14 protein-coding genes are annotated in these 15,929 nt (G+C 46.3%); 7 read left to right on the plus strand and 7 right to left on the minus strand.

Translation table 11 applies throughout. The features are described 5' to 3' along the window. The first annotated feature begins 38 nt into the window (after positions 1–38). Entirely contained in the window at positions 39–1,355 is a 1,317-nt protein-coding gene (locus tag B5F53_RS16145) for an MATE family efflux transporter (RefSeq protein ID WP_087225502.1), read from the plus strand. Between the two features lie 12 nt (positions 1,356–1,367). Then, the gene (locus tag B5F53_RS16150) at positions 1,368–1,970 is read left to right on the plus strand and encodes a cytidylate kinase-like family protein (protein WP_087225505.1); all 603 of its coding nucleotides are present in this window, start codon (positions 1,368–1,370) and stop codon (positions 1,968–1,970) included. 49 nt (positions 1,971–2,019) lie between these two features. Here the strand turns inward: B5F53_RS16150 and B5F53_RS16155 are convergent, their stop codons facing one another. Next, positions 2,020–3,504 (minus strand): AAA family ATPase, encoded by a 1,485-nt coding sequence (locus tag B5F53_RS16155; RefSeq protein WP_087225508.1) that lies wholly within the window; start codon positions 3,502–3,504, stop codon positions 2,020–2,022. 231 nt (positions 3,505–3,735) lie between these two features. Between B5F53_RS16155 and B5F53_RS16160 the strand changes: the two genes are divergently transcribed. After that, entirely contained in the window at positions 3,736–5,529 is a 1,794-nt protein-coding gene (locus B5F53_RS16160) for an outer membrane protein assembly factor BamB family protein (protein WP_087225511.1), read from the plus strand. 99 nt (positions 5,530–5,628) lie between these two features. After that, positions 5,629–6,498 (plus strand): EamA family transporter, encoded by an 870-nt coding sequence (locus B5F53_RS16165; RefSeq protein ID WP_087225515.1) that lies wholly within the window; start codon positions 5,629–5,631, stop codon positions 6,496–6,498. 66 nt (positions 6,499–6,564) lie between these two features. Here the strand turns inward: B5F53_RS16165 and B5F53_RS16170 are convergent, their stop codons facing one another. Continuing rightward, on the minus strand, positions 6,565–6,930 hold the full coding sequence (locus tag B5F53_RS16170) for a molecular chaperone Hsp90 (protein WP_087225518.1): 366 nt from the start codon (positions 6,928–6,930) through the stop codon (positions 6,565–6,567). 154 nt (positions 6,931–7,084) lie between these two features. Between B5F53_RS16170 and B5F53_RS16175 the strand changes: the two genes are divergently transcribed. Together B5F53_RS16175 and B5F53_RS16180 are read left to right on the plus strand one after the other, a co-directional pair. Then, a complete protein-coding gene (locus tag B5F53_RS16175; protein ID WP_087225521.1) occupies positions 7,085–8,212 on the plus strand; it encodes a hypothetical protein in 1,128 nt (375 codons plus the stop codon). Between the two features lie 17 nt (positions 8,213–8,229). Beyond that, positions 8,230–8,532, plus strand: coding sequence for an acylphosphatase (locus tag B5F53_RS16180; protein ID WP_087225524.1), 303 nt, complete (start codon positions 8,230–8,232; stop codon positions 8,530–8,532). Positions 8,533–8,591: 59 nt separating this feature from the next. Here the strand turns inward: B5F53_RS16180 and B5F53_RS16185 are convergent, their stop codons facing one another. The 4 genes from B5F53_RS16185 to B5F53_RS16200 form a co-directional block, all read right to left on the minus strand. After that, positions 8,592–10,001: a trimethylamine methyltransferase family protein gene (locus B5F53_RS16185; protein ID WP_087225527.1), complete on the minus strand. Its 1,410-nt coding sequence runs from the start codon at positions 9,999–10,001 to the stop codon at positions 8,592–8,594. Between the two features lie 15 nt (positions 10,002–10,016). After that, the gene (locus B5F53_RS16190) at positions 10,017–11,699 is read right to left on the minus strand and encodes a BCCT family transporter (RefSeq protein WP_087225532.1); all 1,683 of its coding nucleotides are present in this window, start codon (positions 11,697–11,699) and stop codon (positions 10,017–10,019) included. Next, positions 11,686–12,099 carry a hypothetical protein gene (locus B5F53_RS16195; protein ID WP_087225535.1) on the minus strand — a complete coding sequence of 138 codons (414 nt, stop codon included), beginning with the start codon at positions 12,097–12,099 and terminating at the stop codon, positions 11,686–11,688. Before B5F53_RS16195 ends, B5F53_RS16190 begins: the two co-directional genes overlap by 14 nt. 243 nt (positions 12,100–12,342) lie before the next feature. Beyond that, positions 12,343–12,888: a helix-turn-helix domain-containing protein gene (locus B5F53_RS16200; protein WP_087225538.1), complete on the minus strand. Its 546-nt coding sequence runs from the start codon at positions 12,886–12,888 to the stop codon at positions 12,343–12,345. Between the two features lie 173 nt (positions 12,889–13,061). On the opposite strand from B5F53_RS16200, the gene B5F53_RS16205 reads away from it, so the two are divergent. After that, positions 13,062–14,657, plus strand: a complete 1,596-nt coding sequence (locus tag B5F53_RS16205; protein ID WP_087225541.1) for an L-serine ammonia-lyase, iron-sulfur-dependent, subunit alpha — start codon at positions 13,062–13,064, stop codon at positions 14,655–14,657. Between the two features lie 95 nt (positions 14,658–14,752). Here the strand turns inward: B5F53_RS16205 and B5F53_RS16210 are convergent, their stop codons facing one another. Further along, entirely contained in the window at positions 14,753–15,619 is an 867-nt protein-coding gene (locus B5F53_RS16210) for a phosphoribosylaminoimidazolesuccinocarboxamide synthase (RefSeq protein WP_087225544.1), read from the minus strand. Positions 15,620–15,929: the final 310 nt, after the last annotated feature.

Raw genomic sequence — 15,929 nt, forward strand, 5'->3', positions numbered from 1 at the left:
TTTCCGCGCAGGGCGTTCTCTATAGGAGGAGTTTAATCATGTATAAAGGAAAATCACATACTTTATTTATGAAATATGCGGTTCCGCAGATGATAGGATTGTTATTCAATTCCGTTTATATGATTGTTGACGGAGTGTTTATCGGCAATCGTCTCGGGCGTGACGCTATGGCTGCAGCAGCAGTTTCAGTACCGTTGGTGGAAATTTTAATTGCGCTGTCTATGGCAGTTGCCACAGGGGCAGGGGTCATGATTTCAGCTCATCTGGGACAGGGCGAGAAAGAAAAAGCCCGGACCATTTTCAATCTTTCTGTACTGTGTACGGCTGTGATGGGGATATGTATCTGCGTATTCGGAAATATATTTATTCATCCGCTGGCAGAACTGCTGGGGTCTACTCCGGCCATTCATGAAAAAGCGATTCGTTATATGTGGTATATCCTTACGTTTTCGCCATTCCTGCTTTTCAGCTTTCTGCTAAGCGGGCTGGTACGTAATGACAACCGTCCGAAACTTGCCATGTTCGCGCTGATGTTTGGTTCCGTGTCAAATATTGTATTGGATTATGTGTTTATGTACCCCATGAACATGGGAATTGCAGGAGCGGCATTCGCAACAGCTCTCGGCCCGATTTTCAGTGTGCTGATTATGCTGCCCCATTTTATATTAAAGCGGGGAGACTTATATTTTGCAAAATTAAAGTGTAAATGGCATCATATTCGTTCCATTTATGTGCTGGGATTTCCATCCTTCATTATGGAATTTACCATTGGGATTATTACTTTTGTATATAATTTCGCCATTGTTCATTATGGATTCGGGGAGATTGGCCTTGCGGCCTATCTTATTATCGGCTATCTTATGCTGATTATCCTGACCCTGTTTCTTGGTATGGGACAAGGTCTGCAGCCGGTATTCAGCTATTTTATGGGGACGGGGGAAGAAGACCGCAGTAAGGCGCTGTTGAATTTTTCCATTAAAATATTTCTGGCAATTGGAATTTTGTGTTATATACTCATTTTCTTTTTCTCCCGGAACTTCTTCACTATTTTCAATCCGGGAGATATGGAATTGATTAATTTTACGGAAAGCAGGAGTCTGCCTTACTTTTCGGGCTTCTTTCTGGCGGGGGTCAATATTCTAATGATTGCCTATTGGCAGGCAAATGAACGGACAGGGAAAGCCCTCGCCGTATCGCTGTCAAGAAGTGTCATCTGGCCTCCGGTACTCATTGCGGCGCTGCCGCTGCTTTTGGGAAGCGAGATGGTCTGGATTTGTCATTCCTGTAGTGAGGCGCTGACTGCAGTTACTGCATTTATACTGCTTACAACGGAAAGAAAAAAGAAAAAAATATAAGGAGGATTTAGCATGAATCGCATTATTACCATTGGGCGGGAATTTGGAAGCGGAGGCCGTGAATTGGGAAGACGACTGGCTGAAAACCTAAAGATAGCCTATTATGATCGGGAAATTGTGGAGGAATTGGGGAAAAGGACAGAACTGGCAGAGGATTACATTGAAAGAGTGGATGAAAGCCGGCCTCTGCCATTGCCTCCGATAACAACCTGCAGGACGTTCGGAATTCCCTATAATTATGTAATGGAGGAGCGTTTATCTGTTTATACACAGGAGAGTAATATCATCCGGGAAATGGCAGAAAAATCAGACTGTGTAATTGTGGGACGGTGTGCGGATTATGTTCTGCATGACTGGAATCCATACCGGATTTTTGTCTATGCGGATATGCCGTCCAGAATCGCCCGCTGCCGCAGGAAAGGGATGGACGCAGCAACGCTGACAGACAGGGAAATACAGCAGAAGATCGTTTCTGTTGATAAGAAAAGAGCGCGCTATTATCAATTTTATACGGATAATACCTGGGGAGATAAGAGGAATTATCATTTATGCATCAATACCGGCGGAGAGGATATAAAAAGACTGGCGGCTGCATTGGCGTGTTTTATTAAATAGAACTGCCCTCAGATGGCGGTGAAGGGAGACCTCACCGCCATTTCCCCTTCTATACAAGCAGATTTTCCAGTGCCTGAGAATCAAACACCACTTCAGTCAGATGGTTGACCTCGATTTGGTATAAAGCGTTTGCAGCCATATGTTCTGCCGCCTGTTCCAGATCACGGATCCCGGAGGTAGTGACATATTTTGTCACCAGAGCGTCCAGGGCGTCTTCGGTTACATGACATTCCTGTTCATGAAGCCCCATCCGTTTTAAAACTTTGGGCAGTGCATATCTGGAGAAGATGATCTTCTTTTCTTCGGGCGTATAGTCCGGAATGTCAATCACTGCGAAACGGGACATTAAGGGCGCGCTGATCTGGCTTTTGTCATTTGCGGTGGCGATGGGATACACTCCCACGGTGGGAATCATACATTCAATATAATTGTCAGTGAATCCCAGGTTATCCAGCAGTGTTAAAAGTACGTCTGCCGGATTGCCGTTTCCCTTTCCGGACGCTGCCTTATCCAGCTCGTTAATAATAAATACCAGATTGGACTCCCCGGCCATGGAGAAAGCCTCCATGATGATACCCGGTTTTGCATTGGCGTAGATTCGGGAGCTTCCTGTAAGCTGTTCCGGATCGTTTATTGAGCTCATATCCAGAGTGGTCCAGGGCAGCTTTAAAATCCGGGCAACTGCATAGGCAATCTGGGATTTTCCGGTTCCGGCCGGTCCCACCAGCAGAAGTCCGTAAGCAGGCAGAGTATGGGTGCGGTTGATCTGGATAATGGTTTCTATAATTCTCTGTTTTACCCGTTCCATGCCATAGAGCTCTTCGTCCAGAATACGGCGGGCTTCCACGGGATCAATGGATTCAAAGTAGTCATTTTTCCACTGGATGTTTAAAACCATGGAAAGGGCACGCTGGGCATGGCGGCGTTCTTCCAGAGTGACTTCATGGGAACGGGCTACGGCCAGATTCCTCCTCGCCCAGAGACTGATGGTATCCGGCAGGGTTTTCCCGGCGCAGGTCATGAAATCTGAGATACTCTGCAGACTTGTAAGTTTCATCTCATCGCCGGTTTCTTCCGCATCGTCATCTTCCGTTTCCGGGGCAGGGGCGTGGCTGGCCAGAAGTCTCTCAATAATAAGCTGTAAAAAGCCGTCGGAGGCGGAAAGTTTCGTTCCCACTCCCGCAGAAATTTCCCGGATTTTATAGACTGCGTAGCCTTCTTCTGTGTTCTGGCCGGACAAGCGTACGCGGATATGGTTTTCTCCCAGCCAGCGCAGAAGAGGGACAAAGCGGGCATCTATTTTCAGAATATCTGCGCTTACGGCTCCGTCATCCTCGTCAAATTCAAAAGAGGTTCTGGTGTTGGGATTGGTAAAGAGACCACAGGAGTGGTGTTTCCAGTTTTTGGCCTGGTTGTCCAGTACCAGAATGGGATGCTCTACAGAAGAGCAGGATTCATTGGAACGGACGATTGTATAAGTACATTCAGGTTGATTCTTTTTCGGTGGTTCGTTACGAAAATCGAAAATTGGCATACGAATTACTCCTTTGCTGAATTTGATTATCATCATAGCACATTTAAGAGGGTTCGTAAATCAGCAGGAGCGATGTTCTGTCATATCTTGATGTAGAAAAATCGAGAAAAATGTGATATGGTAATAAAAGGGAATAAAATAATATTCGACTAAAAAGCAGCGGGCCAGGGAGAAAACATACCCTGGCTTTTTCTTTCGCTGTGAAAAAACAGAAACTGAAGGAGAAATAAGATGAAACAGAAAAAACAGGCCCGCGGGGGAAGGGGCCAGGTCAGACATGCCCGGAAAAAGAAGGGGCACAGCAGGCGTCTGCTTTTCACCGGAATTCTTCTTGTGATTGAAGCGGCAGTTCTGCTGGGGGTGGGAGCATATCTGCTCCTGGGAAAATCCCCGGGAGGCGACAAATTCTCAGGAGAGCAGGCCCAGGAGACAGGGGCGGAAATTCAGAAGGGAGAAGAAAGCGTCCCGATTGCCATGGAACCCAGCAAGGATATTCTCTTTGAGCCCCATTGCGTGGAGACAACTGCTCCGGAAAAAATGATTAGTTATACAGAAGTGGAAGTGGACGGAACGAAACTGGAGAGCACAGCCCAGTATGTTCCCGACGCAGAGATTTCCTTTTCTGTAGGAGAGGATTATACAGATGCAGAGGGAATCCTTACCTTCCGCGGAAATAATTTCCGGGACAGTCCTGCATATGGAACGGCGGAAATCCAGAATCATACACTGACACAGAAATGGTCCCATGATACCGGATCCCTCTCTTCCGGAGGAACCTTCTGGAGCGGAAGCGGATGGACAGGACAGCCGCTGATGACCAAATGGCCCAGAGAGGTGAAGGCACATATGAATATGTATGACTGGGCGAAGGAAGACGATGAACTGGTGGAAGTTATATATGCCTGCATGGACGGATACGTGTATTTCCTGGATTTAGAGACGGGGGAACCTACCAGGGAGTCTCTGTATCTGGGCTATACATTTAAGGGAGCAGGCGCGCTGGATCCCAGAGGGTATCCCATCCTGTACGTGGGAGCGGGCTATAACAGCGACAACGGGCCTGCAAAAGTATTTATTATCAACCTTCTGGACTGCAGCACGATGTATACCTTTGGAGACAATGATGCCTTTTCTTTAAGAGGAAGTCTGAGCTTCTTCGATTCCTCCGCCCTGGTGGATGCCGAGACGGATACCCTGATTTATCCGGGGGAAAACGGAATTCTCTATTTGATCAGGCTGAATACGGCATATGACCAGAATGCAGGAACACTGTCCATTGCTCCGGGGAAAACGGTGAAATGGCATTATTACGGCCTTCGTTCCAGTTCAGCCAATTACTGGGTGGGAATGGAAGACAGCGCCGCCGTCTATAAAGGATATTTATTTGTGGCAGATAACGGGGGACATCTGATGTGTCTGAACCTGAATAACCTGGAACTGGTGTGGGTACAGGATATTCTGGATGACTCCAATTCTACTCCGGTGCTTTCCATTGAAAACGGAAAACTGTATCTCTATGTGAGCACTTCTTTCCGTCTGGGATGGAGAAGCAGCAGCTCAGCCACAGTCCCCGTCTGGAAAATCAATGCAGAGACGGGAGAGATTATCTGGCAGACGGACTACGAGTGTTATTCGGACGACGGAGTATCGGGAGGGGTTCAGTCTACCATTGCCTCCGGGAAAAACGGTCTGTCGGACTACATCTATGTAACGGTGTCAAAGACGGAAAACAACGCCAATGGGGTTCTGGCGTGTCTGAATAAAGAGACCGGGGTGGTTGTATGGGAACATAAGGCAGGATATGCCTGGTCCTCTCCGGTGTGCGTCTATAACGGGGACGGAACGGGAACGGTACTTTACTGCAGCAGTGATGGAAACATGTATCTGCTGGACGGATCCGGAGGTCAGGTATACCAGACGCTCTCCTTAAGTCAGGGAGTGATCGAAGCCTCCCCGGCAGTTTACAACAATTATGTGGTAGTGGGAACCAGAGACTGCAAGATATGGGGAATTGAATTAAGTTAAAAAAGGACAGATATTATAACGGAAGCCGGGAATAAATATTGGTATATTAAAAGTCTGCAATTGGAATCAAATATATAATAGCAGGAGGAATTAGAAAAAATGTGGATTTTCTATGCCGTGGGCTCTGCATTTTTTGCGGGAGTGACTTCCATACTGGCAAAGTGCGGAGTAAAAAACACAGATGCAAATGTGGTGACTGCAGTACGGACGGTGGTTGTCTTTCTGTTTGCCTGGCTGATGGTGTTTCTTACAGGTTCCTGGAACCAAATGGGAGATATAAGCGGCAGAACCCTTATTTTTCTGATTCTCTCGGGAGCTGCCACAGGAGCCTCCTGGCTGTGTTACTTCCGCGCGCTGCAGACGGGAAATGTGAATAAAGTAGTTCCCATAGATAAGTCCAGTACGGTGCTGACCATTGTCCTGGCTCTGATTTTTCTGAAGGAGGGGGTCAGCCTTTCTAAGGCGGCCGCCGTCTTTTGCATTGCGGCAGGAATCTTTCTGATGATTGATAAAAAAGATGTACAGGAAGAGAAAGAAGGTCAGGGTTCCGACTGGTTTCTCTATGCCTGCGGCTCTGCCGTTTTTGCCAGTCTGACGGCGATTTTAGGAAAAATCGGGATTGAAAATGTGGAATCGAATCTGGGGACGGCAATCCGGACGGCCGTGGTGCTTCTGATGGCCTGGGGACTGGTGTTTCTGACGGGAAAGCAAAAAGAGATCCGAAGAATCGGAAGAAAGGAAATGCTTTTTATCTGTGCGTCGGGAATCGCCACAGGAGCTTCCTGGCTCTGTTATTACCGGGCTTTGCAGGAGGGGCCGGCCAGTGTGGTAGTGCCCATTGACAAACTGAGTATTCTTATCACCGTTCTCTTTTCCTGGCTGGTGTTTAAAGAAAGGCTGAAAAGAAAGGAAGGGGCAGGGCTTTTCCTTCTGACTGCCGGAACAGTGGCAATGGCCTTTATAAAATAAAAGAAAAGGAAGCAGGAAATGCCGCCCATCAATTGATTGATCCGGGCGGCATTTTCGTACTTGTTTTTAATTTTCAAGCATCTGATCCTTTTTGGAAAGGATAGCTTCCACAGCCGCGCAGGCAGGACAATCGCAGTATTTGGCGCCTGCCGCTTTAATGGCCTGGGCGTGTTCGGCGACTTTTTTTGCTGCTTCGGTTCCGCCGAAAACCTGGGCCCCTGCTTCAGACTGGGCGAAAGCGAATAATCCGTCTACCGTGACAATGTCTTCTTCCAGTTCTGCCAGATAAGCCTTGGTTTCCTCGGATTCCCGAGAGGTTCCCACGGCGTTCAGCCATGCCTGGGCGGCGTCTTTTGCTTCTTTGCTGCAGCTTGCAGCAGCGATTAAGTCTTTTGATTTTTCTACAACATAATCTAAAATTTCCTTCTTCATTGTACTCGTCCTTTCTTTTATTGTAATTATCTTTATTTTACCATAAAGAAATCAGAAAAGGGTATGGGTTTCTGATCTTTTTCTTTACGGAAGTGAGGCGACAGGATATAATTTGAATAGAGAAAGAAGGAGCAGGAGAGGGGGCGGACAGGCAGTGTTTAAGAAAAAGGAATGTTATCTGTGCGGCGGTAAGCTGGTGAAGGGGAAATGTACGTTCTGCGGGCTGGACAATCAGAAAGCAGCCAGTAAGAACTACCGTTTAAATGAGAGCATCCATGATCAGAAGAAAATAACTTACGGCAAATATTCCGGAGAGAAAACACAGACCGATAAAAATAAGACAAAAACCGGGAAAACATATTCTGCAGGTCAAAGAAAAACCGGGACGAACTCCGGAAGCACTCCCCGTTATCAGGGGAACAGATACAGACCCCAGAATCAGAGCAGACAAAGATACAGCGCCCGGGGCTACAGGAGAGAATCGTATGGGCGGAAAAAAAGAAGTGTTGTGCTGGCGGTTCTGATTCTCATGGGGATTCTGGCCATTGGAATAGAGACCATAAGCAGTTATGTAAATAAAAAGAGACTGGAGGATCTGCATCCTTCCTGGAATCTTGAAACCTATGATCCTTATGCAGGGGTAACCAGAGAACTTTCTGAGACGGGGGAGGTCTTTGACATTACCCTCATGCCAGGGGAATACAAAGTGGGTGTCTGGCTGCCGGAGGGAAATTACACAGCGTCTCTTCAGGAAGGAAGCGGTTCTCTCAGTCTGATGGATATGGAGAATGTGATTTTCCTTAACAAGGTATTTGGAACAGAAGAAGAGTACGGGGAAGTAACAGAGGTCGAAGATTTAAAGCTTTATGAAGGCGGAATTGTAACAGTAAACAATGGACTGGCTGTAAATCTGCATACAGAGAACGGACAGATGCAGGAAATGGAAACCATGGATAATCCTCTTACAGAAACCATCTATCTTGAACCCGAGAGAACATATACAGCGGGAGATGATTTTCCCGAGGGTGTGTACGATGTCAGCGGAGAAGACTGGGGCGATCTGGAGTACAGCGTTTATCTGGGAGATATTTATGAAGATGAGGATTTGAATTATGAGAGCAACAGCATCTGGTTTTCGGAAGGGGAGGAAGGAACCATTTACTGCAATGTTGTTTTGCCCAAAGGGGCAGAAGTCACCGTGGGAACGGATGTAATGGTTTTGACTCCCAGCAAGAAGATAGAAAGCGAAGATTATGACGGGTATTATGACGTCTACCGGTAAGGGACAGGAGGAAACAAATGTTTTTTAAAAGGACGAAAATACAGCCGGAGGGTGTCCGGAAACACATCCTCTTTTACGGCAGGGTACAGGGAGTCGGGTTTCGGTTCTATGCCGTACAGAAAGCCAGACAGCTGGGGCTGACCGGATGGGTGAAAAATCTGATGGACGGAAATGTGGAGATGGAGGTGCAGGGACCTCAGGAAAAGATAGACCAGTTAATCCAGTATCTGAGCCGTCAGCGTTATATCCAGATTACAGGGATGGAATGTAAAAACTTACCTCTTCAGGAAGAAAGAAGCTTTTGTGAAAGAGGATATTAAGAGACAGAGAAGGAACCGCCCGGACGGACGATTCCTTCTCTGTTTTTTTCTCTGTATTTTTAGATTTCATCATAGAGATTTCCGATATAATCACGAAGCACGGTTTCCTGTTCTTTGGTGATTTCCGGATATTCAAAGGAAGCAATACGTTTATCAATGGCTTCGTTTGCAAGCTGAACAGAGTCTTTTTTGCCGGCATCCTCCCAGCCTGTGAACGACATTTTGTTAAAGAGAGCGGGAGTGTACAGCTCATCTTTCATATAGTCCATGGTGTGCTCTTCTCCGATAAACTGTCCGCCGGGACCTACATCGCTGAGGTTTTCAAGTTCTTCGCTGTCGGTGTGAACGGACATGCCGTTTACAAGCTTGCGGATCATTTCGATGTTTTGTTCGTCGAGCAGATATTTTTCGTAGCACAATACATTGAAGGAATCCATAACACCGCAGGAATGTAATACAAAGCTGGCAGATGACATCAATGCCGCCATCATGGTGAAGGTCGATTCTACGCCGCACTGCCAGTCCACACATTTGGAGTCTGCCAGAGAACCACCGGTACGGCAGGGGATGTTGTAGTATTTTGCCAGAGAAGCAGAGGCAAAACTTATAAGGGCGGTCTCCGGAGAGCCGATTGCCGGTGTGACAAAACGCATATCGGTTCCGCCGGAAGTGTTGGAGTAAACCACAGGAGCACCCGGGCGAACTAATTGTGCGTAGACAATACCGGCCAGGTTTTCTGCGTTGTTGCAGATAACTGTTCCGGATAAAGTAACGGGGCTGGTTACCCCTGGCATGGAGCAGCAGGGGAACATGGTAGCCTGATTTCTCTCTGCAAAATAACGGCAGGCCTGCAGCATGGTTTTGTTATATTTCAGGGGAGACATTGGGTTAATCAGGCCAAAGGCAACGGTCTGTTCCTTGTCGGATCCGTAGAACCGTTGGATCATATCAATGCTGTGCTCACAATCCTGGAGGGTTGTGGTAAGTCCCATCAGCGGTTTGTCCGTATATCTCAGGCAGACAGCCATCTGATAATCCCGTACAATCTTTCTGTCAATGTCTGAGGGCTCAATTAAGTTGGGGTTTAACATATCAATTACCCGGCTGGTATGATCCATTTTCTGGAAATTCAAATAGTCCTGTGCAGTATTTCTGTGATGATCTCCGGCACGGCTAACGAAAAGGGGACCGGAGGCAGGAGCTAACACTTTATGTCCTTCTCCAAAGGTGACAGATTTTCCGTTTCTTCCATAAATGACAAATTCCGAAGGGGCAGTGGAAAGGGCTTTTTCAACCAGATCCCTTCCAATATGCACCACATAACCGTCTACTTTCGCACCGTGTTTACGAAACAGTTCACATGCTTCTTCGTCTTCCATAATGACGCCGTCTTTTTCCAGAACTTCCAGGGTCATCTCATGAAGCTTTTCTACTTCTTCCAGTGTGAAAAAATTACCAGCAACCTTCATTCCTATTTCCTCCTTTTATGATACGGTTTTTTCCTGTGTCTGTTTTTCTTTTTTCCTACGGGGCTTTATTGGCATAATGTATTCCTTTAAAGCTCCGGTCTCGGGTTCCATATTTTCATAAGTATAATCGATCTTACGCAGTTTCTCGGGCGCTTTGCCTTTGGCAAAGAAGATGATGAAGCCGACTGCAGCCGCTGTTTCCAGGATAAATACCGGGAAGCCGGTAATGGCTTTTACTGATTTGGCGCCGTCCAGTCCGCCGCTCCAGATGAATAAGATGGCTACGGATGCCATTAAAACGCCCCAGAAAACTTTAATTTTCATAGGAGCTTCTTCGGATTTGTAATCTTTACCGGGCTCTATGGTCATCATGGAAACTGTTGAAGTCATGGAGTTGGCCAGGGTTACAAAGGAGATAACCTGGGTAATTAAAAGCAGCGGTTTCATAATGACGTCAAGAGGCAGGTAGGACATGGTAAATAACTGCATATAGGAGTGATCGTTGGCTGCCAGAACACCGACCAGATCTTCGCCCATTACAAATTGTACATTTGCAGCGAATCCGCCGAACATACCGAACCAGACCATGGCAAAAATGGACGGCAGAATCATATTTACAACAACCACTTCTTTTAAGGTACGGCCTTTGCTTAAGGTGGCGATAAACAAACCGGTCATTGGTGCGAACGCAATCCAGTCCAGCCACCAGATATTGTTCCACCACTGGGGCCAGAGATCTGTAGTGGTAGACACATCCTGTACAGTCAGCATAGGAAGGTAATCCCTGATAAACTGTCCGAGAGCTTCACTGGTCAGATTAAACATATAACTTTTCGGGCCGAAAAGAATGACAAAGGCCAGGAAGAAGAAGAACAGATAGGTGTTCTTTTCGGAGAGCCATGCGATTCCTTTCTTTAAACCGGATACGCTGGTAGCTGTGTAGATAATGGTAATTACTACGGCGATGGCGATCCAGACCGGAAGTCCCGTCTTAATATGAAACAGATATTCAATTCCGCTTCCAAGCTGCATCAGTCCATATCCCATGGAACCGGAAACACCGCCTAAAATGGCAAAGAGGCAAATAATATCCACAACCGTTTTGGTACCGTTTCCCATTCGTTCACCCATCAGAGGGTAAAGGGCGGAACAGGAGCGATAACTTTTACCAAGATTGTAAATCGCATAGGCAACTACAACACCGAAAGCAGTATATAATGCGTAGGGAGTCCATGCCCAGTGCAGCCACTCATATTCCAGAGCGTCAATAATGGACTCGTAGCTCATAGGTTCTGCGCCGAAAGCGACCGGTGGTCTTGCGGTATATTCAATCATTTCTGCAGTAGGCCAGAGAATAAATCCGGTGGCCATTCCGGCACACAGAGAAAGGGCAAAGTATTCAAAAGTGCTTAATTCAGGTTTTGCCTTGGGCCCGCCCAGGCGAACCTTTCCCACCGGAACAAAAACAATGGCAAGGCAAAAGACAACCAGAAATAAAGTGCACAGACTGACTGCCCATCCCATATCTTTCATAACCAGCATAACACCCTTGTCGATGACTGTATTAAAGGCATCGGGTATGAGAATTCCGGCCAGCAGTACAATCGCAAAAAACAGAATCGGGATAATGCAGACGCTCCATCTTATTTTATAATCTCTGGGATTGTGGGCGTTTGTCGTATTCTTATTTTCCTCCATAACTTCTCCTCCTTTTCTTTGATAAGTAATACAGCATTTGTGCGCAGACCCCTGTCAGAAAAAAGAGGAAGGCAAGCTGCGCTCCCGATACCAGTCCCACAATTCCGGCCCACTGCACTGGCTGTGTAAAGACATAAGCCATAAATAATATGCCTGCCGCCAGACCTGTCAGGCAGCTTACTGCTGCGATATAAAGTCCTGCATAGGAAAATCCGCATATGGAAGCGGATGCCAGGAATGCCAAAACAGCAAAAAGCATAAGATCTGACGAATGAATAGAAATCTTTAAGATTCCGCAGGCTAAAGCAGATAGAACAAAGATGATAAGTATCATCAGAAGCGGGATATACATCAGCCAGCGCTTGTCCCTTTTTCCGGGTAGCAGATTACTTATTTTCATTTTTACCCTCCTTAAAAAATGTTTCGTTGTTCTTGCCTATATTTTTATATATAAAAAAATATTTGTCAATAAATTTTATGGATTTAAAAAATAATTGTAGGATTATACAATTTTAGATAGGTATTTTCAGCACTTTTCCTCTAAAGAAAAGGGAGGAGAAAGGATAAATATAACAGATGTTTTTACATGAGAAAAGAAAAAAAGAACCAGGCATTTTCCTGGTTCTGAAAAGGGGCGCCGGGGCTACTTGCTGCTCTCCTGAGCCTGTTTGATCCAAAGGCTTACACAGCGGGTTTTTCCACGGTTTCCCAGATTGTGCCGCTTTTTAGCGTCAATATAAAAGGAGTCCCCTTCTTTCAGGGTAAACACATCCTCCCCGATGGTAATCAGAAGTTCTCCCTCTAATACGTATCCGATTTCATCATAGGAATGGGACCACTCTTTATCATAAATGCATCCTGGTTCCACAACGATATATTCGCCTGTCATGCGTTCTTTGCCGAAATTAATGGATTCGTACCGGATTTTTCCTTCGCGTTTATAAATGACCGGCCGCTCTTCGGCGCGGATTACTTTACCTGCCCATTCACGGTTGTCCAGCAGTTTGATTAGCTCCACTCCCAGAGCCTGGCAGATTTTCTGGATGTTATCCAGAGTGGGGCTGCACAGTTCCCGTTCCAGGTTGCTGATATAAGCGGGCGACAGCTCTGTCTGTTCAGACAGCTGAGTTAAAGTCATGTTTTTTGTTTTTCGCAGAGTACGGACTCTTGCGCCAATATCTTCAATCATAACGGCCTATCTCCTTTTTTCTTCATATCTTACACACTTCTTTTGTGTTTTTCAATACATAATAAAAAAATTATTCAATTTCCATAAAATATTTTTTTATATTTATAAAATTTGAAGATTGATTTTTTAGGGAATACATTTTATGATAGAAAAAAACGAAGGAGGAAATCCTGATGATGATTCGACAAAACCCAAGTATTTTTAATGATATTGTGGGACCAACTATGATTGGTCCATCCAGTTCCCATACCTGTGCACCCTCTCGAATCGGCTTTCTGGCGCAGCAGTTTTTACCGGGACAGTTGAAAAAGGCCACCATTACTTTTGCAAAAGATGGCGCGTATACCCTGATGTACAAAGGACAGCGCTCGGATATGGGGTATGTAAACGGATTGCTGGGGCGTCATCCGGAAGATCCCAGGCTGCGGGATTCTTTTGCAGAAGCGAAGAAAGCGGGCGTGGAGATTTCTTTTGTCATCGAAGATTTCCCGCCGGTCCGTCCCAACATTTCGCGGCTGAATCTGGAGAATACGAAGGGAGAGCGGGTGGAGCTCTATTCCGATTCTACAGGGGGCGGTACGGTACGGCTGATGTCTTTTAACGGTTATGATGTGGATATTGTGGGAGATTGTTATGAATTGATTCTTCTGACTTCCTGCGGCCGGGAAGGAAGCGAACACGTTCTGGAAGAGGCATTAAAGCTTGTGGGCGCCAATGAGGGAACCAGTGTTTCTGCAAAAGAGGAAAGTGGACTGGTTAACATAAAAACCCGTGCAGAGCATACGGAAGAGTTTCTGGAGCAGTTAAGAAATGTGGAAGGAGTCTCTGAAGTAAAGGAAATCCATCCGATTCTAACAGTGCTTTCCAACCGGCATGCGGATATTCCCTTTGCCAGTGCGGAAGAAATGCTGGCCTATGGGGACGAAACAGGCAAAGAACTGTGGGAGCTGGGTGTGGAATATGAGATGGCCCGCAGCGGCTGGAGCAGGCAGCGGGTAATGGAATATATGGAATACGTGGTAGACACCATGGAAAACAGCGCCATAGAGGGGCTGAAAGGAGAAGGGGACATGAGCGGAATTATTTCACCTACTTCAGGTAAGGTGGAAGCTTATATAAAACAGCAGCCTTCTGCCCTGGATATGGGGGTGCTTAATACAGTTGTACCCTGGTCCATGGCTGTTATGGAGTATTCCAGTACCATGGGGAAAGTGCTTTGCGCGCCTACGGGCGGATCGGCAGGCGTATTCCCAGGTGCGGTTCTCGGTACGGCAAATCATATGGGGCTGGAGAAAGATGCGAAGGTTCGTGCAATGTTTGTTACTGCAGTGATTGGAATTGTTATGAGTAAGGACTGCAACTATTCTGCGGAGCTGTATGGCTGTCAGGTGGAGCCGGGGGCTGCCTCCGGAATGGCGGCAGCGGGTCTGGTTTGCCTGATGGGAGGTACTTCAGAGCAGATGTGTATGGCTGCCTCCTGTGCGGTGCAGAATATCCTGGGAACAATCTGTGATCCGGTGGCAGGCCTGGTGCAGATTCCCTGTATTAATCGGAATGCCATGTCTGCAGCTAACGCAGTTGTGTGTGCAAATATGATTATGGGAGGATTTGATCCGCTGATTCCATTGGACCAGACGGCGGAAACTCTATTTCGGGTGGGGAAACAGCTTCCTGCAGAACTGCGCTGTACCTGTCGGGGAGGACTGTGTACAACGCCCTGCGGACAAAAACTTGCCAAAGAGCAGGAAATTCGGGATAACGCCAGATAAAACTTTGGGTTTAATTAAGAAAAGCATGTTCCGGGAATCTGTCGGGATTCCGGAACATGCTTAAAATTTACGGTTTTGCTGAAATTATTTTTTGCTTACGCGTCCAGTTTCTTTCCTGTGAGCATTTCATAGCCCTGCAGGTATTTATCGATGGTTTTCTTTTCAATGTCTTCCGGAAGGGTCCAGTCATTGTCCGGGTTGGCTTTCAGCCAGTCCCGTGCGAACTGTTTGTCGAAGGAAGGCTGTCCGTGTCCCGGTTCATATCCGTCAGCAGGCCAGAAGCGGGAGCTGTCCGGTGTGAGCATTTCATCTCCGAGAACAATATTTCCTTCCGGATCCAGGCCGAATTCAAACTTGGTATCTGCAATAATAATACCGCGGCTCAGTGCGTAGTCGGCGCATTTTTTATAAAGTGCAATGGTGTAGTCGCGCAGTTTGGCAGCGTACTCTTCACCCTTGCCCGGGTACTGTTTTTCAAGATGGGCCACGCTCTGTTCGTAAGAAATATTTTCATCATGATCTCCGATTTCTGCCTTAGTAGATGGGGTATAGATTGGTTCCGGCAGTTTATCAGATTCTTTTAATCCTTCCGGAAGCTGAATGCCGCATACGGTGCCGTCTTTCTGGTAGCTGGCCCAGCCGCTTCCTGTAATATAGCCGCGGACAATACATTCTACGGGAAGCATTTCTAATTTCCTGCACATCATACTGTTTCCATCAAACTGAGGCTGCTGGAAAAATTCAGGCATATCTTTTACATCTGTGGAAATCATATGGTTTGGAAGAATGTCTTTTGTCATATCAAACCAAAACTTGGACATCTGAGTCAGAACGGTTCCTTTTTTGGTGATGATGTTTTTCAGAATTACATCGAAGCAGCTAATACGATCAGTTGCAACCAGAATTAAGCTGTCGCCGTTATCATAGATTTCACGTACTTTTCCCTCTTTAATCGGTTTCATTTTACATACCTCGCTAATCCGTTATAGTTTCGTTTCAATCGTTCCTTCTCTAGAATAAACATAGTTTGCATAAAAAACAATCTTTTTTTTCTTTTTTTTCGATCTTTTTGCGCGCTGATGCCGATTGTGCTATATTACTTTATACGCAGAGAAAACAGAAAATAAAAACAAAAGGGGAGAGTGAGATGGGAGTATTATATTTTACAAGACACGGACAGACGATCTGGAATGTGCCCGTCTTTAGGATTTAGCACTATAATTCTTTAGGGGTTTATTTTTTTATATATTTCTCAAACCAGCATATTTGCTG

It is taken from the genome of Blautia sp. An249 (assembly GCF_002159835.1).
Taxonomy (GTDB): Bacteria; Bacillota; Clostridia; order Lachnospirales; family Lachnospiraceae; genus Blautia_A; species Blautia_A avistercoris.